General features: G+C 33.2%; 1 protein-coding gene. It reads right to left on the bottom strand.

Going from position 1 to position 431, the window contains the following annotated elements; all coding sequences use genetic code 11:
• Window positions 1–36: 36 nt before the first annotated feature.
• Window positions 37–192 carry a hypothetical protein gene (locus tag L1S31_RS14865; RefSeq protein WP_236465468.1) on the bottom strand — a complete coding sequence of 52 codons (156 nt, stop codon included), beginning with the start codon at window positions 190–192 and terminating at the stop codon, window positions 37–39.
• Window positions 193–431: the final 239 nt, after the last annotated feature.

Raw genomic sequence — 431 nt, 5'->3', positions numbered from 1 at the left:
GAACGTTATAGCCAATACTCACAAACTATATATAAATTACACGTAAATGACAAAACGGAAAGGAATATTTTTATCAATAGCTTCATTATTATCTGGATTTATATTAAATGGTTTGGCGTGGACAATATTGCCCGGACCAACATTCAGTACTTTAGGTTTGTTACTTGGAATAGCATTGTTCATTTTTGGCATTGTTATGTTTTTTTTGAGTGTGAATAAAAATTAAACAAGACGCGGAAAATGGAAAGTTAATGGAATATAGAAGTGGAAAATGAAACTGGAATTAGAAAGTGGAAAATAAAAGTACTGGCTATAACAGCGGTTTCGCGCAATAGCTCGTTTGTCTTTCTTGGAAAATACTCTGAATTTCAGTATTTCTTATTACATTTTTCTTTAACTTGCCGCTACTGACGCAAAGCCGCGGAACGTTA

Source organism: Flavobacterium wongokense (genome assembly GCF_021608265.1).
Taxonomy (GTDB): Bacteria; Bacteroidota; Bacteroidia; order Flavobacteriales; family Flavobacteriaceae; genus Flavobacterium; species Flavobacterium wongokense.
Note: the sequence above shows the minus strand (reverse complement) of the source record. Positions and strands in the feature narration are given on the sequence as shown.